We start from the raw sequence: 19,977 nt of genomic DNA, 5'->3' as shown, positions 1-19,977 counted from the left end.
GTCGAGAACCGCCGCGAGCGACACCGACCGGCTGGGGGCGGCAACGACCGGGGCCCGGTGTGGCCGCTTCTCCTGAAGGGAAGCGGCCACACCGGGCCCCGGCAGAGACCCCAGCGAGGTCATGCCGACCGCGAACAGCGGTCAGAGGTGCTGCACCACCGCCACGGGCGCCGCCGCACGGTGCAGCACCGCGTGCGTGACCGGGCCGATGCGCGGGCCGACCGCCGAGCGGCGTACCCGCCGTCCCAGGACCAGCAGCGAGGCGTCCCGCGAGGCGTCCACGAGGTGGTCAGCCGCCCCGCCCACCACGCACTGCTCCTTGACGTCGACCTCCGGGAACTTGCCCCGCCACGGCCGCAGCACGTCGGTGAGCACGCTTGCTTCACGCAGTGCCATCGCGACGCCGTGTCCGGGATCGACGGCTTCGGGGTCGTGTCCGGACAGGATCGGTACGTCCCACCCGTGGACGACCCTGAGGGCGGCCCCGCGTGCGGCGGCGGCGGAGAAGGCGAACTCGATCAGCTCGTCGCATGGCCGGGTGAGGTCGAGCCCCAGCACCACATCGAGGTACCGTGCCCGGCCGGCCGGGCCGTCCTCCGGCTGCTTCTCGCACGCGACCCGCTCGCCGGCCCGCACGACGACGACCGGGCACTCGGCGTGCGCGATGACGGGCAACGACACCGATCCGGCCAGAAGACCACCCAGGGCGCCCAGCCCTCGCGAACCCAGAACCAGGACCTCCGCCTTGCTCGCCGCGGCGAGCAGCACCTCGACGGGACGGCCGAAGACCTGCTCGACGCTGACGCGCAGACCGGGATGATCCGCTCGCACCCGCCGGGCCGCCTCATGGGGGACACGCCCGGCCCCGTGCCGGGTGGTGGCCGTTTCGCCGGGGGCGGTGTCCGCACCGGTGAACGGGGCGTGGGCGAAACCCGGCGACCAGTCCTGCCAGGCGTGGACGATGTGCAGGGGCAGACCTCGCAGCAGCGCTTCTCGGGCAGCCCACTGCGCGGCAGCCTGCGACTCCAACGAGCCGTCCACAGCGGCGATGACGGTACCTTGTGACATGGAATCCTCCGTGTAGGGCGGACGGGGCGGAAGCGGGGTGCTTCCGGCCAGAGGGTGCGAGCTCTACCGGGCCAGGGTGATCAGCCCGTAATGGCCGTCGTAGCGGTGGTAGAGCACGCTGCCCCGACCGGTGGCCGTGTCGGCGAAGAAGACCCACGGCAGACCGGTGAGGTTCAGCCGCTGAACGGCCTCGGGCACCGTGCTCACAGGCACGGGGACCGTGCTCACGCTCAGCCGCCCCTCGGCCTCGCGCTCCTGCCCCGAGGGCCCCAGCGATGCCAGACGGTGGCGGCCGGTGCGGACGTCGCGGTAGACCACGCTGTCGTGCCCGGAGGCCAGGTCCGTGAAGACCCAGAAGTCGTAGTCCATGGCCTCCAGGTCGATCACGGCGTCCTCGGGCGTCTGCCGGGTCCGGCTGAACGCCTTGTACCGCTCGATGCGGCGCTCTTCGGCCGGCAGGTGCTGACGGTGCGGACGGTGCTCGCGGCTCGCCCCGTCCCACCACACGTCCTGGACGGTGCCGGAGAGCCCGCGCGGCCCGTACCGCCGTGCCCGGGCCAGCCGCACCGTCAGACGCTCCTGCAGAAGGTCGACCGCTTCGAACATGGTGCCTGCCGCCACGTGGGCACGTACCGGCCGACCGCTCACATCGACCACGGCCTGGGCCGTGGCGGGGCGAGCCGCCGAGCAATGGACCGCCTGGGTGAGCTTCACCTGGGCGGCCAGCACCGGCTCGCCCACGTGGTCGAGGGCCGCGAGCACCTTCTCCCGTGCGTAGGTGGCCGCGCCTCGAGGCACCTGTCCTCGGCTGCGGACCTGGACGTCGACTGCCTGGCTGGTCTTGAGACCGCTCATGGAACTCCTCCTTGATCGCTCTCAGCCTGTCGGGCGCCGACCGTTCCCGGCAGAGCCGACGGGGCCCGTCGCCGCGGGGCGACCGGTCCCCTCCCCGCCCATCCGTCCGGGACGTCCGGGCATCCGCGAAGGGCCGTTCGGTCCAGGGCCAGGCCGGGCACGGAGCCGGGGGCGACGACAGGACGTCCAGCGGCAAGCCCGGACCGGCGCCCCGTCGGACGGCCGCGCCGGCCGGTGATCGTCCTGCGGACGCCGAAGGGCTGGACCGGACCCGCCACCGTCGACGGCCTTCCCGTCGAGGGCACCTGGCGTGCCCACCAGGTGCCCCTGGCGGGCGTCCGCGACGACGAAGGCCACCGGGCCCAACTGGAGGCGTGGCCGCGCTCGTACCGGCCCGAGGAACTCCTCGACGAGACCGGCCGGCCGAGCCCCCATCCGCACGGTCCGACGAACGCCGGATCTCTCTACAGGCCGGCGCGGCACCCCGGCGCGGTGTCACCGCCCCACGGCACCGACGGAGGCGTCGCAGCCGCCCCCGTCCGCGGAGTACCCGGCCCCCCGTCCGGCTCCCGGGGCATCGTCACGGCGGCGGGGCATGTGCGGTACCTGCGAGTCCTCTCACCTGTCCGCCGTCAGCCGGTTGACCACGCCGACGACGCCGTCGACCCGCCAGGCGGACCGGACCAGAGCCGTGGTGTCGATCCCCGGTCCCGCGACGCCCTCGATGGTGACGATCCCGTCCCGGACGTCGATGTGGAGCCCGCCGGCGTCGTGCGAGGAAGCGTGAGGGCGCACCACGCCGGCCACGGATTCGTGGATCTCCTCGTCGGTGCGCAGGAAGACGCGCAGGAGATCGCGGCGGGTGGCGATGCCGATGAGACGGTCCTCCTCGTCCACCACGGGCAGTCGGTCGATGCGGCGGCGTTCCATGATGCGCGCCGCGTCGACCACACGCTGTTCGGGATGCACGGTGACCGCGGGACTGGTCATCAGCCCGTGCGCCGTCAGGGCCGGCCCTGGGGCGGGGCGCGCGTGAACGATCCGCCGCAGGGCCCGCATCACGCGGCCCCGGCCGGATCCGCTCCGGCCGGGCGCCGCCTGCCGCCGGGTGAGGTCGGTCTGGGAGACCACGCCCATGACCTTGTCGTCGTCGTCCACCACCGGAAGACCGCTGATGTGGTGGGAGGTCAGCAGGCGGGCCAGCTCCTTGAAGGAGGTGTCCGGGCGGGCCTGGACCACGTCGCTCGTCATCACTTCGCCCACCGTCCGGTGCTTGACCACGGTTCTCATCTCCCTTTCGCCTGGGTAGCTCGTGCCCGCCGCCCACGGCATCACGGCCTTCGTCCCCGGCAGCGGGGGAGCGGGTCCCGGGGGCGCGGATGGGGGTGCGCGCTCCGCGGGAGGCCGGGGGTGCCTCACATGTCGAAGACGATGCGTGCCTTGACCTGGCCGTCGAGCACCTCGTCGATGCACTCGTTGACGGACGACAGCGGCCGGGTTTCGTAGATCACTCGGGTGCGTCCGGCGGCGTGCAGCTGGAACACCTCGGCCAGGTCCTGGCGGGTACCGACGATCGAGCCGATGACGGACGTGCCGCCGAGGACGGTGGAGAAGACCGGCACCTGGACGACGCCGTCCGCGGGAAGAGCCACCATGACCAGCTTGCCGCCGCGGCGCAGACCGGCCAGGGCCGTTGCGAAGGTCTCCTCGTTCACCGCCAGTGCCAGGGCCGCGTGGGCTCCTCCGTGTCGCTGGAGCACCGCCGCCGGGTCCTCCTTGCGGGCGTCGATGAGGATGTCCGCGCCGAGCTCGCCGGCGAGCCGGAGCTTGTCGTCGGAGATGTCGATCGCGGCGACCGTCGCGCCGGCGATCTTGGCGTACTGCACGGCGAGATGTCCCAGCCCGCCGATACCGGAGATCGCCACGAGGTCGGCCGGCCCGACCCCGGCCACCTTCAGAGCCTTGTAGGTGGTGACTCCCGCACAGGTCAGGGGTGCCGCCTCGCGCGGGTCGACGCCGTCGGGCACGGGCTGCGCGAAGTCGGCGTGGGCGAGCATCTTCTCGGCGTAGGCACCGTCGGTGCCGTAACCGGTGTTGACCTGCTGCGGGCACAGTGTTTCCCAGCCGGACAGGCAGTGCTCGCACCGTCCGCAGGCCCAGCCGAGCCAGGGCACGGCCACGCGCTGCCCGACCGACAGGTGCGTGACGCCCTCGCCGAGCTCCTCGACGACGCCGACCCCCTCGTGCCCGGGAACGAACGGGGGCGCGGGCCTGACCGGCCAGTCGCCGTGCGCCGCGTGGATGTCCGTGTGACACAGGCCGGACGCCTCGACGCGTATGCGTACCTGTCCGGGGCCGGGCACGGGATCGGGCCGCTCCTCGATGACCAGCGGTTCTCCCAGGGTCTTCACCACTGCTGCCTTCATCGCCTGCTCCTTCGTTCGTCGCTGCTTCCACAGTGGTGTGAGGCGCCGGGAGGGGACAGAACCGGTCAGGACCCCTGTCGCGGGCCGAACGGCCCGCGACGGGCCGGGCCGCTCGGCACGTGCCGGAGACGAGGGCCCTACGGCCCCTGCGGCGTCCCCGTTCGACCCTGCCGAGGGGAGGCGGCGGACCGCACGCTGACACCACCGCATCGGCACCCCGGGAGGACGGCGGAGATGACCGTACGCATAGGAATCAACGGCTTCGGGCGCATCGGGCGCACCTACCTGCGCTGTGTCATGGAACGTACGGAGGCAGCCTGCGGCACGCCGGTGGAGGTGGTGGCCGTCAACGACCTGGCCTCGCCGGCCGCGCTGGCCCACCTGCTCACCTACGACTCGACCCACGGCAGGCTCCGCCGCACCGTCGGGCACGACGACGCATCGCTCACCGTGGACGGGCACCGCATCGCCGTCACGTCCGAGCCCGACCCCGCCGACCTGCCCTGGGAGGCCCTGGGCGTGGACGTGGTCATCGAGGCCACGGGCCGCTTCCGCACCAGGGAGGACGCCGGCCGGCACCTGCGGGCGGGTGCGCGCAAGGTGCTGTTGTCGGTCCCCGGCAAGGGCGTGGACGCCACCCTCGTCATGGGCGTCAACGAGTACACCTACGACCCGTACGCGCACCACGTGGTCTCCAACGCGTCCTGCACCACCAACTGCGTGGCCCCGATGGTGAAGGTGCTCGACGAGCGCTTCGGGATCGTCAGGGGACTGATGACCACCATCCACGGCTACACCAACGACCAGGTCGTGCTCGACGGTCCGCACAGCGATCCGCGGCGGGGCCGTACCGCCGCGGTGAACATCATTCCGACCAGCACCGGCGCCGCCCGCGCCGTCGGACTCGTGCTCCCCGAGCTCGCCGGCACCCTGGACGGCATCGCGGTGCGCGTGCCGGTCGAGGACGGTTCGCTGGCGGACCTCACCCTCGTCCTTCAGCAGTCGGTGTCCGTGGAGGACGTCAACTACGCCTTCCGCGACGCCGCGGACGGTCCGCTGAAGGGCATCCTGCGCGTGAGCGACGACCCGATCGTTTCGCGCGACATCGTGGGCGACCCCGCCTCCTGCATCGTGGACGCCCCCCTGACCCAGGCGCACGGGAGCCTGGTCAAGGTCTTCGGCTGGTACGACAACGAGTGGGGTTACACCAACCGTCTGGCCGACCTGACCCAGTACGTCGCCGGCCTGCTCGACCCCCGATGAGGGCCGGGCGCCCGGCCGACCGGGAGGAGGAAGGTGCGACGGATCGGGTCCGCAGGGTGCTGCTGTGGCGGTGGCGCCGCAACGAGCTGCGGCACCGTTCCCACGCGGTGGAGGGCTGGGTCCTTGTGGTCCTGATGGTGGCCGGGTTCATCGGTGCGCCACTGGGCGGCGCGGTGGCCGGGGACGCGGTGCTGGAGGCACGGGCACGGCAGCGGAGCGAGAGCCACCTCACCGTTGCGGTGCTGGCGGAGAGCGCCACACCGCCGGCCGGGGGCAGTACGCGCACCACGGCCGAGGCGCGGTGGACCGACGCCGGCGGCGCGACGCACAGGGGGCGGGTGCCGGTCGCAAGCCACCTGGAGCGCGGTGCGCGTGTCCCGGTGTGGACGGACGAGGACGGGGCGATGACCTCCGCGCCGCCGGGGCAGGCTGCCGCGCGGTACGACGCCGCTGTGGCCGCACTCGCCGTCACGGTGAGCCTCGGTCTTCTGGTGCTCACCCTCCACCGGCTCGTGCGACGGCACTACGAACGGCGCCGCGCTGCGCTGTGGGGCCGGGGATGGGCACGGGTCGCCCCCGAGTGGGCCCGCAAGGACGCCTGACCACCGGGGGACCCGGAGGCCATCGGGCCCCTGCCCGGGACCTTCGGGACCTTCGCCCCGGGCCTCTCCGGCGGAAGGCTGGAGCTGACAGGACGAGCGGAAACCCCGTGACGGCCGATTCCCCGCATCCAGGGAGCTATCCATGACGCACGTGACCCATGACGGCCGCGACACCTCCGGCGGGGGTGCCCCCTCCGACGCGCGGATCGCCGTCGACGGACTGGTCGACAACGCCGCCAAGGCGCTCGCCGACTTCGAGTCCTTCACACAGGAGCAGGTCGACCACATCGTGGCCAAGGCCTCGGTGGCCGCCCTCGACCAGCACACCGCCCTCGCCCGCCTCGCGGTGGAGGAGACCGGTCGGGGCGTCTTCGAGGACAAGGCGGCGAAGAACATGTTCGCCTGCGAGCACGTCACGCACAGCATGTCCGGGACGAAGACCGTCGGGGTCGTCGGCCGGGACGACATCGAGGGCATCGTCGAGATCGCCGAACCGGTCGGCGTGCTGTGCGCGGTCACCCCGGTCACCAATCCGACGTCCACCACCGTCTTCAAGGCGCTGCTGGCGCTGAAGACGCGCAACCCGGTCGTGTTCGCCTTCCACCCCTCCGCGCAGACGTGCAGCGCAGAGGCCGCTCGCATCGTGCGGGACGCCGCCGTCGCCGCCGGGGCCCCCGAGCACTGCGTGCAGTGGATCGAGGACCCCTCGATCGAGGCCACCGGACTCCTCATGCGCCATCCGGGCGTGGCCCTGATCCTCGCGACCGGCGGGAACAGCATGGTCAAGGCCGCCTACTCGGCGGGCAAGCCCGCCGTGGGCGTCGGCGCGGGCAACGTGCCGGCCTACGTGCACCGCAGCGCCGACCTGCGCAGGGCCGTCAACGACCTGGTCCTGTCCAAGTCCTTCGACAACGGCATGATCTGCGCGTCCGAACAGGCGGTCATCCTCGACACCGAGGTGTACGACGAGGCCCTCGCCGAGTTCCGGCGCCTGCACGCCTACGTCGCGACGGCCGAGGAGAAGAGGAAGCTGGAGACGTACCTCTTCCCGCCGGACCCGGCAGGCAGGCAGGGCCGGGTCAACCCCGCAGCCGTGGGCCGCAGTCCCGCGTGGATCGCCGAGCGGGCGGGGTTCGCCGTCCCCGCCGACACGTCGCTCATCCTGGCCGAGGCGGGCCGTGTCGGGCCTGACGAGCCCCTGACGCGCGAAAAGCTCTGCCCGGTACTCGCCGTGCTGCGGGCCGGCTCGACCGAGGAGGGCTTCGACCTCGCGGCCGACATGGTCGCCTTCCACGGGCAGGGGCACAGCGCTGTGATCCACACCGGCGACCCGGGCCTGGCCGAACGTTACGGGCGCCGCATGAAGACCATACGGATCATCGTCAACTCGCCCTCGTCGCAGGGTGCCATCGGCGGGATCTACAACCGCCTCCTGCCTTCGCTGACCCTCGGCTGCGGCTCCTGGGGCAGCACCTCGGTCTCGGACAACGTCTCCGCCGCCCAGCTGCTCAACATCAAGCGCGTCACCACCCGGCAGAACAACCTGCAGTGGTTCAAGGTGCCGCCGAAGATCTACTTCGAGCCGCAGGCCATCCGCTACCTGGCCGCGATGCCGGAGGTCCACCGCGTCACGGTCGTCACCGACGCCACCATGACCCGGCTCGGATACGTCGACCGGGTGAGCCGCGTCCTGCAACAGCGGGAGCAGCCCGTGACCCTCCAGGTCATCGACGACGTGGAACCGGAGCCGAGCATCGGTTCCGTACAGCGCGGGGCCGCCCTCATGCGCGACTTCCGGCCGGACACCATCATCGCCCTGGGCGGGGGGTCGCCCATGGACGCGGCGAAGGTGATGTGGCTGCTGTACGAACAGCCGGACGTCGACTTCGCCGACATGCGGCAGAAGTTCTCCGACATCCGCAAGCGCGCCTTCCGCTTCCCCGTGCTCGGTGAGCGGGCCCGCCTGGTCTGCGTCCCCACCACCTCGGGCACCGGCGCCGAGGTCACCCCCTTCGCGGTGATCTCCGACCCGGCGAGCGGCAAGAAGTACCCGCTGGCCGACTACGCCCTCACCCCCAGTGTCGCGATCGTCGACCCGGTACTCACCGCCGACCTGCCGGCGACGCTCGCGGCCGACAGCGGCTTCGACGCCCTCACGCACGCCACCGAGGCGTACGTCTCCGTCTACGCCAACGACTTCACCGACGGCCTGGCGCTGCACGCCATCAAGCTGATCTTCGAGAACCTGCAAGAGGCCGTCACCGGCCGGGGCGCAGCGCGAACCCGCGCCCGGGAGAAGATGCACAACGCGGGCACCATCGCCGGCATGGCCTTCGGCAACGCCTTCCTCGGCATCGTCCACGCGATGTCCCACACCCTGGGCGCCACCTTCCACATCGCCCACGGGCGCACCAACGCGATCCTTCTGCCGCACGTGATCCGCTACAACGGCACGGTCCCCGCCAAGCTGACGGGCTGGCCCAAGTACGAGAGCTACCAGGCGCCCGAGCGCTTCCAGGACATCGCCCGTGCCCTGGGGCTGCCGGCCTCCACCGCCCCCGAAGGGGTCGCCTCGTACGCCGCCGCCGTGGAACGCCTGCGCGACGCCGTCGGCATCGAACCGTCCTTCCGGGCCCTGGGCATCGACGAGACCGCTTTCATCAGGGCGCTCCCGAGGCAGGCGATGAACGCCTACGAGGACCAGTGCGCCCCGGCCAACCCGCGCATGCCGATGCTGGACGACATGGAGGACATCATGCGCACCGCCTACTACGCCGGCCCTCGGCCACTGCCCCTGAACTGACGCTCCGGGTCACCCGCTCGGCCGCTAGGCTGTCACGGTACGGGCGGGTGATCGAGGTCAGGAGGACCGGTGGGCGTTGAGGAGCCGCTGTCGCGGATGCCCCAGATGCGGCTCGACGAGCTGCTTGAGGAGCTCCAGGCGCGCATCAACGCCGCGCGCGGCACCCGGGACCGCGTGCACAGCCTGCTGGAGGCCGTCGTTTCCGTCGGCCGCGAGCTGGACCTCCCCCAGGTGCTGCGGCGGATCGTGGAAGCCGCAGCGCTGCTGGTCGACGCGCAGTACGCGGCGCTCGGAGTGATCGGGCCCGACGGTCGGACCCTGTCGCAGTTCCTCACCGTCGGGCTGACCGAGCAAGAGATCGCGAAGATCGGCCCCCTGCCGGCCGGGCACGGCATCCTGGGCGAGCTCATCCGTCACCCCGAGCCGCTGCGGCTGACGGACCTCGGTGCCCACGAGGCGTCCTACGGATTCCCCGCCCACCATCCCCCCATGCGGACGTTCCTCGGCGTGCCCATCCGGGTGCGCGACGAGGTCTTCGGCAACCTCTACCTGACCGACAAGCACGGGGGCGTGGAGTTCGACGCCGAGGACGAATCGGTCATCTCCACGCTGTCCGTCGCCGCCGGCGTCGCCATCGACAACGCGCGCCTGTACGAAGCCTCGCAGCGCCAGCAGCGATGGCTGAAGGCCAACGCGGAGATCACCAACAGCCTGCTCTCCGGCAGCCCGCGACTGGCGGTGCTGGAGCTCATCGCCCGCCGCGCCCAGGAAATCACCGGGGCGGCGCTCGCCGACGTGTCCGTGCCCGTGGCCGGAACGAACGACCTCGTCGTCGAGCTCGCCATCGGCGCCGACGGAGAGACCCGCCGCGGCCTGGTGGTACCGGTCGAAGGCACGCTCTCGGGCGCCGCGTACCAAGCCGGCGCGCCCGCGACCACCGCCGGCCTCGCACAGGACGACCGGTACACCGCCGGCCCGCGCCGCTTCGACGGCCTCGGCCCCGCGGTCGCCGTGCCCCTGGGCACAGCCGCCAAGGACACCCGCGGTGTCCTGCTGCTGGCCCGGCACCAAGGAGACCCGGCCTTCACCGAAGCGGAGCTGGAGCCCCTGCTGGCCTTCGCCGGACAGGCCGCGCTCGCCCTCGAGCTGGCCGAACGCCGCAGCGACGCCGAGCAGCTCGCCCTCCTGGAGGACCGCGACCGCATCGCCCGGGACCTGCACGACCTCGCCATCCAGAGGCTCTTCGCCACCGGCATGACCTTGCAGAGCGCCGCACGCCTCGTGCAGCACGAAGGCGCCGCCGAACGCGTCTCGCGCGCCGTCGGGGACCTCGACGAAACCATCAAGATCATCCGCTCCACGATCTTCGGCCTGCGCGCCCGAGAGGAGGACACCGGGCCCAGTCTGCGCGCACGGGTCGCCCGCACCGTGGGGGAGACGGCGACCACCCTCGGCTTCCCGCCCCGTCTGAGCATGGAGGGCCTGCTCGACACGGACGTACCGCCCCAGGTGGCCGAGCACGTCACGGCAGCCCTGACCGAAATGCTCAGCAACGCCGCCCGCCACGCGCATGCGAGCCGGGTCGAGGTCGCGTTGCAGGCCACCAGCGAGGAGGTCGTCCTCACCGTCGCGGACAACGGCCGGGGCATCCCCGCCGAAGGCAGGCGCAGCGGCCTTCGCAACCTCGAGGAGCGGGCCCGCAGCGTGGGCGGCGCCCTGGAGATCGTCTGCCCGGAGGAGGGCGGCAGCCGGCTCGTGTGGCGTGCGCCTCTCGTCTTCTGACCCGCCGGGTGGCCGCAGGTCTCCCGGCCGGAGCACATCCGATCCCGCCCGGTGGCCCGGGGACGTTCGCACGTCGCCAAGGCTCCTGGGGCGGCGCGCATGCCGCGGGTGCCCGCGACGTCGGCGGCGGGCACGTGTGCCGTCGCGGGAGTCGGTCATCCGGTGTGACGGGCAGGCCCTACACGGTGAGCTGCAGGCCCGTCACCAGGTCCGGCCGGATGCGCAGCGCGGCGCTCGTGACGGGGTGTTGCGCCCATGGGCGCAGACGGGCGGCGAAACGCGCGAGCTCCCTCTCGTCGGTGACCCGGCGGGCGTATCCGGTGACCACCACGCTCCAGCCGAGGTGTGTCTCGGGGTCGATGACGTCCGCCTCGTACGCCACCACGACGCCGCCGGCCTGAGTGGGCGTCACGATGGAGGCGAGCACGGCGCCGTCGTGCAACCGGACGATGATGTCCTCGCCGTCCATGAGGTGGTTGACCGGGCGGATGGCCGGCAGGGCCTGGTGCGTGAACACGATGCGCCCGAGCGAGATGCTGCCGAGCAGCCGCAGGGCCTCGGCACGGCCGAGTCGCCCCATGCGCCGGGGCGCCACCGCCTCACGGTGGTCGTCCACCGTGGTACGCGCGGCTTCGTCCTTCATCGTGCTCACCTTCTGCTCCGGATCGGCCCCGACGGCTTCGCCGCCACCGCCAGCGTCTCCCCTCACACGCCGGCTCGGTAGGGCCGATCGGACCTTCTCGACCGGGCCGATCGCCGACGGTCCCGTCGGACCTGATCCTCGCGACGGGTCACGCGAAGGAGCAGGCCACGGCGCGGTCCACGCCCAGGGCGCAGATGACGCGAGCGGGAAGCCGCTGGATGCGGCACAGGCGCAGCCGCACACCGGCCGCCACGCACCGGCGGTGCACGCGCAGGAACAGCGCCACGCCGGAGCTGTCACAGAAGGTGACGTCTGCCAGGTCCAGCAGCAGTTCGCACTCGGTCTGCCCTGCCAGGCGGGTCAGCTCCGCCTCGATGTGCGCAGCGGTGTACAGGTCCAGCTCCCCGGCCAGGGCGACTTCCGTCGTGCTCTGGTCGAGCGGGGCTGTGGTCAGACCGATCGGAGGCGTCATCATGGCAGCTGCCCTGCTTTCGTGGTTCAGGCGGTGTTCCGGGGGCCCCGGCCGTGCCCGCGCCGGAAGTCCACCAGAGCGCGAGCCCGGACAGGCAGGTCCGGCGGGCCCGTAGCCAGAGGGCCGAACGTCCCTCCCCTGCCGTGCCCGGCGCGGGGGAACACACGTCCGAACGGTGAGGAGGAGCGACGGGTGCCGTTCACCCGGCTCGTGATCATCGGCAACAGGAGGTGTATGGGGCCTTGCGGCATCGGGTACGGGCACTGCGGGACCTCGCCCGGTATGAGGGCCGTCCGGCCCTGGGCGAAGGTCCCGCTCGCGCGGCACTATGCACGGAGAGCCCTCACGGGCGGAGAACTCGGCGAACACGGAGTGTGTGATGACGGACAGCAGCGGCGGCCTCACCGAGAAGGAGCCGGTCAGGGTCTTCCTTCTCGACGACCATGAGGTGGTGCGCCGAGGTGTGCACGATCTGCTGGACGCCGAGCCCGACCTGACCGTGGTCGGGGAGGCCGGCACCGCCGAACAGGCGCTGGTGCGGGTGCCCGCACTGCGCCCGCAGGTCGCCGTTCTCGACGTGCGCCTGCCGGACGGGGACGGCGTGAGCGTGTGCCGGGAGCTCCGCTCGCGCATGCCCGACCTGGCCTGCCTGATGCTGACGTCGTTCGACGACGAGGAGGCGCTGCTCGACGCGATCATGGCCGGTGCGTCCGGCTATGTCCTCAAGCAGATCACGGGCACCGACCTGGTCCACGCCGTCCGCACGGTGGCCTCCGGCCAGTCCATGCTGGACCCCGGCGCCACGGCCCGGGTCATGGCCCGGCTCCGCGGCGGATCCCCCCAGGAGGAGCAGCCGCAGGGCCTGCCCGGACTGACCGAGCGGGAACGGGAGATCCTCGCTCTGGTGGGGGAGGGACTGACCAACCGGGAGATCGGCAAGCGGCTGTACCTGGCGGAGAAGACCGTCAAGAACAACATCTCCCGGCTGCTCGCCAAGTTGGGCGTCGAACGCCGGGTGCAGGCCGCCGTCATCGCCACCCAGGCTCTGGCTGCCCGGGAGGACCAGGGCGGTGGGGCCGGGCGGGAAGGCCGCCCGCGAGGCTGACGCCGGTCCCACACGGCTGACGCCGGTCCCCCACGCGGATGCGAACCGCTGACAGCCCCTGCTCGCCGCTCCGCCAGAGCCGAGCAGGGGCCGCGGCGGCATGTCCCAGCGGCGTCGTTCTCGTGGCGCGGGGACCGGCTGTCCCACCGGTCCCCGCCACCAGGAGGCCGTCAGTCGTGCGGTACGACAGCGACCGGGCAGGGGGCATGGTGCAGGGCCGCGTGGGCGACCGACCCGATACGGGTACCGACGGGCCCGCGGCGCGCCCGTCGGCCGACCACGAGCAGCTGCGCGTCGGACACGGTGGACAGCAGTACCTGCCCCGCGCTGCCGATCTCGACGTGCTCGGTCACCGGGACGTCCGGGAACCGTGTGCGCCACGGGGCGAGCGCCTCCGCCAGGGCCTTCTTCTCGAACGGCTCCAGTCCTCCGGCCTCGTCCGCGAGGAGCATCGAGCCGGGGCTGAAGGCGACGACCGGCGGCAGGCTCCAGGCCCGTACCGCACGCAGGGCCGCACCGCGTGCCGCCGCCTCCTCGAAGGCGAAGCCGAGCACCGCGGCGCTGTCCTCCGGCGTGCCCTGCTGGCCCACGACGATCTCGCCGCCCTCCGCCCGGGGCGTCTGCCCGGCGCGGGCGCGCACGGACACCACGGGCCGTTTCGCGGAGGCGATCACCTGCTGACCGTAGGAGCCGAGGAGGAAGCCGACGAATGCCCCGTGCCCCCGCGAACCCAGCACCAGCATCTCGGCTGCTTCGGCTTCCTTCAGCAGAGCGGCGACCGCGGTGTCCTGGACCACTTCGGCGGTGACCGTGAGGGCCGGGTGGCGGCCGGCGACGCGCGTCTCGGCCTCGCGGAGCACGGCGCGGGCGGACGTGGCCTGCGTCTCCCTGTCCTGGACGACGGGGACCTCCAGGGGCTGCCACAGCCAGGCGTGCACGATACGCAGCGGCATACCGCGCAGCTCGGCTTCGCGTGCCGCCCAGTCCGCCGCTGCGAGGCTCTCCGCGGAGCCGTCCACTCCTACGGTGATGGCGCTGGTCATGAAAGTGCCTCCATACGGTTCCAGGGCATGGCCGCTTCGGCCGTGCTTCCTGTCATCAGCCTCCCTGGGGAGGTGGTGGTCCGCCGAGGGCCCATCGGCCCTGTCTCCCGGCCATTCGGCCACGACGGCGTGGCCGCCGGCCGGTGAAGCGCGGTGGCGGGGCCCGTCGGCCCCCAGCAGGGACCTCCGGCCCCCTGCGCGCACCGTCCGCGCCGACCACTGTGGAGGCGCAGGTCCGCCCAGCAGCGCCCCGGAGTGCCGGACGGCGATCGTCGGGCCCCTGAAGACAGCCCGCGTACGCCGCGTCCGGCCCGCCCGGCCGCCAGACCCACGGAGTCTCCATGTCCCGCACCGTCACCGCCGGCCTCGACGGATCCCCGGAAAGCCTCGCCGCCACGCAGTGGGCCGCTCAGGAGGCGTTGCGTCGTGCCGTGCCGCTGCGGCTGCTCCGCGCATGGAGCATCGACGAGGACCCCCGTACACGCGTGGTCGACCCGGCGACGGCACGCGAATGGGGCGCGCGCACCCTCGCCATCGCCGAAAGGCGTCTGCGGCGCCGCCACCCCGGCCTGGACGTCGAGACGGAGTGGGTCGCCGGGGACCCGGTGGAGGAGCTGTGCGGCGCTGCCGAGCAAGCGGAACTGCTCGTGCTCGGCTCCCGTGGTCTGGGCGGCCTGGCCGGGTTCTTCGCGGGGTCGGTCTCCCTGGCGGTGCTCGCCCGCACACGACGACCCGTCGTTCTCGTCCGCCCGCACGACCCCCTGGAGCCCGAGGAGGAACGTACGGGGGAGGTGGTCGTCGGTCTGGACGTGTCCGCCGCCGCCGACGAACTGCTCTCCTTCGGCTTCGCCGCCGCGGACCGGTACGGCTGCGGACTGCGCGTGGTGCACCGGTGGGCCGTTCCGGCACTCTACGGACCCGACCTGGTCGGCGCGCTGCCGCTGCTCATGACGGAGGTCGCCGCGGACGCGCGGCGCGAACTCGACGAGGCGCTGGCCCCCTGGACCGAGAAGTTCCCGGACGTGGCGGTGGTCCGCGACTGCCGCCAGGGCCGGCCGGAGCGGGACCTGACGGAGCTGTCGCGCGACGCCCGGCTCGTCGTCGTCGGCCGCAAGGTCCGCCGGGCACGGATCGGTACCCACATCGGGGCCGTCACCCACGCGGTCCTGCACCACTGCCTGGCCCCGGTCGCCGTCGTGCCCCACGACTGAACGGGCCTCACCGCTGAGCGGCGCGCACGACACCGCCCGTGCCGGGTGCGGCCTCCGGCACCGTCCTCGGACGACTCGGGCGGCCGAGCCGCCCATGCGGCCGCCCCACCCCCTCCCGGAGGCGACACCGGGCGTCCGTGAGGGAGGGCACAAGGTCCCTCGTGTCACCGGGACCACCGGTCCCGTCCATCCGGATCGACCAGGCCGGTCGGCGGCTTCGCACGACCTTTCCGGCCCTCGGCCGGCCGCAGGCGGGCGACGAACATCGAAGGTGAGACCGGACCACCTCGCCCGTCCCGCAGGCCGCCGTCCCTTGGAGATGACGACATGACCGTGACCGTCCAGCCCCCCGCCGACAACGCCGGCCAGACCGACGCGGCGTGGCGCGGCTTCACCGGTGAAGAGTGGATGCGGGAGATCGACGTCCGTTCCTTCATCCAGGACAACTACACGCCGTACGAGGGCGATGCGGCGTTCCTGGCCGGTCCCACGGACCGGACGCTCGCCGTGTGGAGAACAGTCGCCTCCCTCTTCCCCGAGGAGCGCCGCAAGGGCATCCTCGACGTCGACACGGCGACGCCCTCCACCATCACGTCCCACGCGCCCGGTTACATCGACCGCGACCGGGAGCTGATCGTCGGTCTGCAGACCGACGCCCCGCTGAAGCGGGCCATCATGCCCAACGGCGGACTGCGCATGGTCGAGAACGGGCTGCGCGCGTACGGCTTCGAACCGGACCCCTTCGTCACCACGGTCTTCGGCACCTACCGCAAGACCCACAACGACGGCGTCTTCGACGCCTACACCCCCGAGATGCTGCGCGCCCGCAAGGCGGGCGTCATCACCGGCCTGCCCGACGCCTACGGACGGGGCCGGATCATCGGCGACTACCGCCGCGTCGCCCTGTACGGGACCAGCCGGCTGATCGACGCCAAGCGCGCCGAGCGGTCACGCCTCGACCACATCCCGTCCGCGGCCGACGTCATCCGCGACCGCGAGGAACTGTCCGAGCAGATCAGGGCGCTGGGCGAGCTGGAACGCATGGCCGCCTCCTACGGCTGCGACGTCTCGCGTCCCGCCGCCACCGCTCACGAGGCCGTCCAGTGGCTGTACCTGGGCTTCCTGGCCGCGGTGAAGGAGCAGAACGGCGCGGCGATGTCCCTGGGCCGCACCTCCACCTTCCTTGACGTCTACCTCCAGCGCGACCTCGACGAGGGGCGCATCGACGAGACCCGCGCGCAGGAGCTCGTCGACGACTTCGTGATCAAGCTGCGGATCGTGCGGTTCCTGCGCACGCCGGAGTACGACGCACTGTTCTCCGGCGACCCCACCTGGGTCACCGAGTCCGTCGGCGGCATCGGAGAGGACGGCCGGCCCCTGGTCACGCGCACCTCCTTCCGCTTCCTCCAGACCCTCTACAACCTCGGACCCGCCCCGGAGCCCAACCTGACCGTGCTCTGGTCCCGTCGACTGCCCGAGGGGTTCAAGCGGTTCTGCGCCCAGGTCTCCGTCGACACCAGCTCGATCCAGTACGAGTCCGACGACCTGCTCCGCCCCCGCACGGGTGACGACTCGGCGATCGCCTGCTGCGTCTCCGCCATGGCGGTGGGCAAGCAGATGCAGTTCTTCGGCGCCCGCGTCAACCTCGCCAAGGCCCTCCTGTACGCGATCAACGGAGGCCGCGACGAGATGACCGGCGAGCAGGTCGCCCCCGCGACCACCCCGCTGACCGGCGAGTACCTCGACTACGACGAGGTGGCCGAGGCGTACGACCGCATGCTGGACTGGCTCGCCGCGACCTACGTCAACGCGCTCAACGTGATCCACTACATGCACGACAAGTACGCCTACGAGCGCGTCGAGATGGCCCTGCACGACCACCCGGTCCACCGCACGATGGCGTGCGGCGTCGCGGGTCTCTCCGTGGCGGCGGACAGCCTCTCGGCCGTCAAGCACGCTCGTGTGAAGGTCCTCCGGGACCACACCGGGCTCGCCGTCGACTACCGGGTCGAAGGCGACTACCCGGCCTACGGCAACGACGACGACCGGGCGGACGCGATCGCCGTCGACCTGGTCCGCTCCTTCATGGCCAAGGTGCGGCGCCACCCCACCTACCGGGGTGCCGAGCACACGCAGTCGGTCCTCACCATCACCTCCAACGTCGTGTACGGCAAGCACACGGGCAACACGCCCGACGGCCGGCGCGCCGGAGCACCGTTCGCGCCGGGCGCCAACCCGATGAACGGCCGCGACCACCACGGCATGGCGGCGTCGGCCCTGTCGGTCGCGAAGATCCCGTACGACCAGGCCCGCGACGGCATCTCCCTGACCTCGACCATCACTCCGGAGGGGCTGGGGCACGACCCGGACGAACGGGCGGGGAACCTCGTCGGAATCCTCGACGCCTACACGGCCGCAGGCGGCTTCCACATGAACGTCAACGTCCTCGACCGCGCCACACTGGAGGACGCCATGGAACACCCCGAGGACTACCCGGAGCTGACCATCCGGGTCTCCGGATACGCCGTCAACTTCGTCCGGCTCACCCGCGAACAGCAACTGGACGTCATCAGCCGCACGTTTCACGGTGCGCGATGACCACCGGCCGCATCCACTCCTGGGACCTGTCCACCGGCGTGGACGGGCCCGGGACCCGCTTCGTCCTCTTCCTCAGCGGCTGTCCGTTGCGCTGCCTGTACTGCGCCAACCCCGACACCTGGCACATGCGCGACGGGGAGCCGGTCACCGTGGACGACGTGGTGTCCCGCATCGAGCGGTACCGGCGGTTCACCGACCTGGCCGGTGGGGGAGTGACCCTCACCGGCGGTGAACCCCTGCTGCAGTCCGCCTTCACGGCCGAGGTCCTGCGGCGGTGCAAGGAGCTGGGCCTGCACACCGCCCTCGACACCTCCGGTGCCCTGGGCCATCGGGCCGACGACGCCCTCCTGGCCGACACCGACCTCGTCCTGCTCGACATCAAGTCCTTCGACGCCGGCGTCTACCGGCGCCTGACCGGCGGCCGCCTCGCGCCGACCCTCGACTTCGCCACCCGCCTGAACCGTCTCGGCGTCCCCGCCTGGATCCGCTACGTCCTCGTCCCCGGCTGGACCGACGACCCCGCGTCCGTCGACGGCCTCGCTCGCTTCCTCGTGGACCTGGACAACGTCGACCGCGTCGACGTCCTGCCCTTCCACAAGCTCGGTGCCGCCAAGTACGACGCGCTCGGCACCCCCTTTCCCCTCCGCGACAGTCCGCTTCCCGACGTCGCTCTCGTCGAGCGCGTGCGCGACCGGTTCCGCGCCCACGGCCTGCGAGCCCTGTGAGTCAACGGCACTCCGGGCCGTGCGGGGCGTCCACGGTGCCCCTGCTGCCCACAGGAAGGGAGACACCCCATGCATCCGAAGTACGTGTACGACTTCGCCGAGGGCGGCCGGCACATGACCGACCTCCTCGGCGGCAAAGGCGCGCACCTCGCCGAGATGACCCGCATGGGCCTGCCCGTGCCGCCCGGCTTCACGGTCACCACGGACGCCTGCCGGGTCTTCCAGGAGACCGGGGAGCCACCCCCGGAGCTGGAACGCCAGATCGGTGAACACCTCGCGGCCCTGGAACGCACCGTCGGGCGACGGCTCGGCCAGGTGGACGACCCTCTGCTGCTCTCCGTCCGTTCCAGTGCCCCGGTCCCCGTGCCGGGCACCATGGACACCGTCCTCGACATCGGTCTCAACGACCTGTCCGTCCTGGGCCTGGGCAGGCCCCCTGGACCGGAGCGGTTCGCCTGGGACTCCTACCGTCGCCTCGTGCAGATGTTCGGCAGCACGGTCATGGGCGTCGACAGCGCACGCTTCGAGAGCATCCTGACCGCGATCGAACGGCAGCATCACGCCGCCGACGACACCCAGGTGGACACCTGCGACCTGATCCGCCTGGTCGAGACGTACAAGGATCTGATTCTGGAAGAGACGGGAGAGGAGTTCCCACAGGACCCCGCCGAGCAGCTCCGCCGGGCCGTTCTCGCCGTCTTCACCACGTGGAACGGCGAGCGGGCGCGGCTCTCCCGGCGTCGCGAGCACATCCCCGACACCCTGGGCACCGCCGTCACCGTCCAGACCATGGTCTTCGGCAACCGCGGCCCCGACTCCGGCAGCGGCGTCGCCTTCACCCGTGCCCCGGGGACCGGACCGCCCGGCGTCTACGGCGACTACCTTCCGAACGCCCAGGGCGAGGACGTCATCGCCGGAATCCGTGACACCGTGCCCCTCCGGGAACTGGAACACCTCGACCCCGTCTCCTTCGGAAGGCTGCGCGACTGCATGCGGACGCTGGAGAGTCACTACCGGGGCCTGTGCTCCATCGAGTTCACCATCGAGCGGGGCACGCTGTGGATGCTGCGGATCCGCCCGCCGCGGCAGCCGGCTCCCTGCCGCGCCGACGCGACAGCCGAAACGTCCTCGCCGGCCCGGGTGGGCTGTCGGTGTGTGCTCCCGGCCACGGAAGGGGGGCACGCATAGCGTGGGCGTGATGAGTGAGGTGGTGTGGTGAACGCCGACGAGGAACCGGACGCCACACCGGGGCAGGGGCCGCTGCGCGGACCTCGCCGCCGCCCATGCCACCCGGCCACTGGACGCCCTGGTACACGCACTCGCCGACCACCATCCCAGCGACGGCCACGACGACATGGCCGTCCTCGCCATCCGGACCCCC

The 19,977-nt window shown here is 72.2% G+C and carries 15 protein-coding genes and 2 pseudogenes; 10 read left to right on the top strand and 7 right to left on the bottom strand.

What is annotated here, in order from left to right:
• Positions 1–141: 141 nt before the first annotated feature.
• Positions 142–1,068 carry a universal stress protein gene (locus ABD954_RS03460; protein WP_345484249.1) on the bottom strand — a complete coding sequence of 309 codons (927 nt, stop codon included), beginning with the start codon at positions 1,066–1,068 and terminating at the stop codon, positions 142–144.
• Positions 1,069–1,131: 63 nt separating this feature from the next.
• Positions 1,132–1,923 (bottom strand): sigma 54 modulation/S30EA ribosomal C-terminal domain-containing protein, encoded by a 792-nt coding sequence (locus tag ABD954_RS03455; RefSeq protein ID WP_345484248.1) that lies wholly within the window; start codon positions 1,921–1,923, stop codon positions 1,132–1,134.
• Positions 1,924–2,136: 213 nt separating this feature from the next.
• Here ABD954_RS03455 and ABD954_RS03450 point away from each other — a divergent pair.
• Positions 2,137–2,355, top strand: a pseudogene (locus ABD954_RS03450) (phosphoketolase family protein); the annotation flags it as partial.
• A 186-nt stretch (positions 2,356–2,541) separates the two neighbouring features.
• On the opposite strand, the gene ABD954_RS03445 reads toward ABD954_RS03450, so the two are convergent.
• Both ABD954_RS03445 and ABD954_RS03440 read right to left on the bottom strand, forming a co-directional pair.
• Entirely contained in the window at positions 2,542–3,204 is a 663-nt protein-coding gene (locus ABD954_RS03445; RefSeq protein ID WP_425584026.1) for a CBS domain-containing protein, read from the bottom strand.
• A 134-nt stretch (positions 3,205–3,338) separates the two neighbouring features.
• Positions 3,339–4,349 carry an alcohol dehydrogenase catalytic domain-containing protein gene (locus ABD954_RS03440; RefSeq protein WP_345484246.1) on the bottom strand — a complete coding sequence of 337 codons (1,011 nt, stop codon included), beginning with the start codon at positions 4,347–4,349 and terminating at the stop codon, positions 3,339–3,341.
• 234 nt (positions 4,350–4,583) lie between these two features.
• Here ABD954_RS03440 and gap point away from each other — a divergent pair, with 234 nt between their 5' ends.
• The 4 genes from gap to ABD954_RS03420 all read left to right on the top strand — a co-directional run bounded on the left by gap (position 4,584) and on the right by ABD954_RS03420 (position 10,799).
• Positions 4,584–5,612, top strand: coding sequence for a type I glyceraldehyde-3-phosphate dehydrogenase (gene gap, locus ABD954_RS03435; RefSeq protein WP_345484245.1), 1,029 nt, complete (start codon positions 4,584–4,586; stop codon positions 5,610–5,612).
• Positions 5,613–5,668: 56 nt separating this feature from the next.
• Positions 5,669–6,214, top strand: a complete 546-nt coding sequence (locus ABD954_RS03430; protein WP_345484244.1) for an Rv1733c family protein — start codon at positions 5,669–5,671, stop codon at positions 6,212–6,214.
• Positions 6,215–6,356: 142 nt separating this feature from the next.
• On the top strand, positions 6,357–9,017 hold the full coding sequence (adhE, locus tag ABD954_RS03425) for a bifunctional acetaldehyde-CoA/alcohol dehydrogenase (RefSeq protein WP_345484243.1): 2,661 nt from the start codon (positions 6,357–6,359) through the stop codon (positions 9,015–9,017).
• Positions 9,018–9,086: 69 nt separating this feature from the next.
• Positions 9,087–10,799 (top strand): sensor histidine kinase, encoded by a 1,713-nt coding sequence (locus tag ABD954_RS03420; protein ID WP_382746012.1) that lies wholly within the window; start codon positions 9,087–9,089, stop codon positions 10,797–10,799.
• 178 nt (positions 10,800–10,977) lie between these two features.
• Here ABD954_RS03420 and ABD954_RS03415 read toward each other — a convergent pair whose 3' ends face one another.
• Complete coding sequence (locus ABD954_RS03415; protein ID WP_345484242.1) at positions 10,978–11,442, bottom strand: pyridoxamine 5'-phosphate oxidase family protein; 465 nt, start codon at positions 11,440–11,442, stop codon at positions 10,978–10,980.
• Positions 11,443–11,590: 148 nt separating this feature from the next.
• Positions 11,591–11,917 (bottom strand): STAS domain-containing protein, encoded by a 327-nt coding sequence (locus tag ABD954_RS03410; RefSeq protein ID WP_345484241.1) that lies wholly within the window; start codon positions 11,915–11,917, stop codon positions 11,591–11,593.
• A gap of 376 nt (positions 11,918–12,293) precedes the next feature.
• On the opposite strand from ABD954_RS03410, the gene ABD954_RS03405 reads away from it, so the two are divergent.
• Positions 12,294–13,019, top strand: a complete 726-nt coding sequence (locus ABD954_RS03405; RefSeq protein WP_345484240.1) for a response regulator — start codon at positions 12,294–12,296, stop codon at positions 13,017–13,019.
• Between the two features lie 170 nt (positions 13,020–13,189).
• On the opposite strand, the gene ABD954_RS03400 is transcribed toward ABD954_RS03405, so the two are convergent.
• Positions 13,190–14,062 (bottom strand): universal stress protein, encoded by an 873-nt coding sequence (locus ABD954_RS03400; RefSeq protein ID WP_345484239.1) that lies wholly within the window; start codon positions 14,060–14,062, stop codon positions 13,190–13,192.
• Between the two features lie 341 nt (positions 14,063–14,403).
• Between ABD954_RS03400 and ABD954_RS03395 the strand changes: the two genes are divergently transcribed.
• The 4 genes and pseudogenes from ABD954_RS03395 to ABD954_RS03380 all read left to right on the top strand — a co-directional run.
• Positions 14,404–15,273, top strand: coding sequence for a universal stress protein (locus ABD954_RS03395; protein WP_345484238.1), 870 nt, complete (start codon positions 14,404–14,406; stop codon positions 15,271–15,273).
• 327 nt (positions 15,274–15,600) lie between these two features.
• Positions 15,601–17,871 (top strand): formate C-acetyltransferase, encoded by a 2,271-nt coding sequence (pflB, locus tag ABD954_RS03390; RefSeq protein WP_345484237.1) that lies wholly within the window; start codon positions 15,601–15,603, stop codon positions 17,869–17,871.
• Positions 17,868–18,596, top strand: a complete 729-nt coding sequence (pflA, locus tag ABD954_RS03385; protein WP_345484236.1) for a pyruvate formate-lyase-activating protein — start codon at positions 17,868–17,870, stop codon at positions 18,594–18,596. The genes pflB and pflA overlap by 4 nt, the downstream gene beginning before the upstream one ends.
• 69 nt (positions 18,597–18,665) lie before the next feature.
• Positions 18,666–19,718 (top strand): annotated as a pseudogene (locus ABD954_RS03380) (PEP/pyruvate-binding domain-containing protein); the annotation flags it as partial.
• Between the last annotated feature and the right edge of the window lie 259 nt (positions 19,719–19,977).

The sequence above is a fragment of the Streptomyces roseoviridis genome, assembly GCF_039535235.1.
Taxonomy (GTDB): Bacteria; Actinomycetota; Actinomycetes; order Streptomycetales; family Streptomycetaceae; genus Streptomyces; species Streptomyces roseoviridis.
This window is presented reverse-complemented; position numbering and strand designations above follow the sequence as displayed.

Excerpts from the sequence above, each read along its gene's own strand:
- ABD954_RS03460 (WP_345484249.1), bottom strand. The coding sequence starts at position 1,068 with ATGTCACAAGGTACCGTCATCGCCGCTGTGGACGGCTCGTTGGAGTCG.
- ABD954_RS03455 (WP_345484248.1), bottom strand. The coding sequence starts at position 1,923 with ATGAGCGGTCTCAAGACCAGCCAGGCAGTCGACGTCCAGGTCCGCAGC.
- ABD954_RS03440 (WP_345484246.1), bottom strand. The coding sequence starts at position 4,349 with ATGAAGGCAGCAGTGGTGAAGACCCTGGGAGAACCGCTGGTCATCGAG.
- gap (WP_345484245.1), top strand. The coding sequence starts at position 4,584 with ATGACCGTACGCATAGGAATCAACGGCTTCGGGCGCATCGGGCGCACC.
- adhE (WP_345484243.1), top strand. The coding sequence starts at position 6,357 with ATGACGCACGTGACCCATGACGGCCGCGACACCTCCGGCGGGGGTGCC.
- ABD954_RS03415 (WP_345484242.1), bottom strand. The coding sequence starts at position 11,442 with ATGAAGGACGAAGCCGCGCGTACCACGGTGGACGACCACCGTGAGGCG.
- ABD954_RS03410 (WP_345484241.1), bottom strand. The coding sequence starts at position 11,917 with ATGATGACGCCTCCGATCGGTCTGACCACAGCCCCGCTCGACCAGAGC.
- ABD954_RS03405 (WP_345484240.1), top strand. The coding sequence starts at position 12,294 with ATGACGGACAGCAGCGGCGGCCTCACCGAGAAGGAGCCGGTCAGGGTC.
- ABD954_RS03400 (WP_345484239.1), bottom strand. The coding sequence starts at position 14,062 with ATGACCAGCGCCATCACCGTAGGAGTGGACGGCTCCGCGGAGAGCCTC.
- ABD954_RS03395 (WP_345484238.1), top strand. The coding sequence starts at position 14,404 with ATGTCCCGCACCGTCACCGCCGGCCTCGACGGATCCCCGGAAAGCCTC.
- pflB (WP_345484237.1), top strand. The coding sequence starts at position 15,601 with ATGACCGTGACCGTCCAGCCCCCCGCCGACAACGCCGGCCAGACCGAC.
- pflA (WP_345484236.1), top strand. The coding sequence starts at position 17,868 with ATGACCACCGGCCGCATCCACTCCTGGGACCTGTCCACCGGCGTGGAC.